Origin of the sequence: Shewanella sp. S1-49-MNA-CIBAN-0167 (genome assembly GCF_040310145.1) — a bacterium.
Taxonomy (GTDB): domain Bacteria; phylum Pseudomonadota; class Gammaproteobacteria; order Enterobacterales; family Shewanellaceae; genus Shewanella; species Shewanella psychromarinicola.
This window is the reverse complement of sequence record NZ_JBEOPO010000540.1, coordinates 1-229: the sequence shown is the minus strand read 5'-3', so window position 1 is coordinate 229 and position 229 is coordinate 1. Positions and strand designations below refer to the sequence as shown.

The 229-nt window shown below is 41.5% G+C and carries 1 protein-coding gene; it reads left to right on the top strand.

Annotation, left to right across the window (positions count from 1 at the left end; translation table 11 throughout):
• Positions 1–3: 3 nt before the first annotated feature.
• A partial coding sequence (locus tag AAEZ00_RS22340; RefSeq protein ID WP_351090256.1) for an MBL fold metallo-hydrolase occupies positions 4–229 on the top strand: 226 nt, incomplete at its 3' end.

Below are 229 nucleotides of genomic sequence, written 5' to 3'. Positions count from 1 at the left end.
GATGTGAATAACGACAATAATAACAGTCATAACCACGGAAACGGCAATAATATCAGCAGTTATCTTATCGATTGCGGCTTATTTCAAGGGGCAGAAACCGCCGGAAAAAGTTCAGCAGAACAGCTACAAATCACCTTTGACATTAGTAATATCAAAGCGCTTATTATTACCCATTGCCACATCGACCATGTTGGGCGAATTCCCTACTTGTTGGCAGCAGGATTTAACC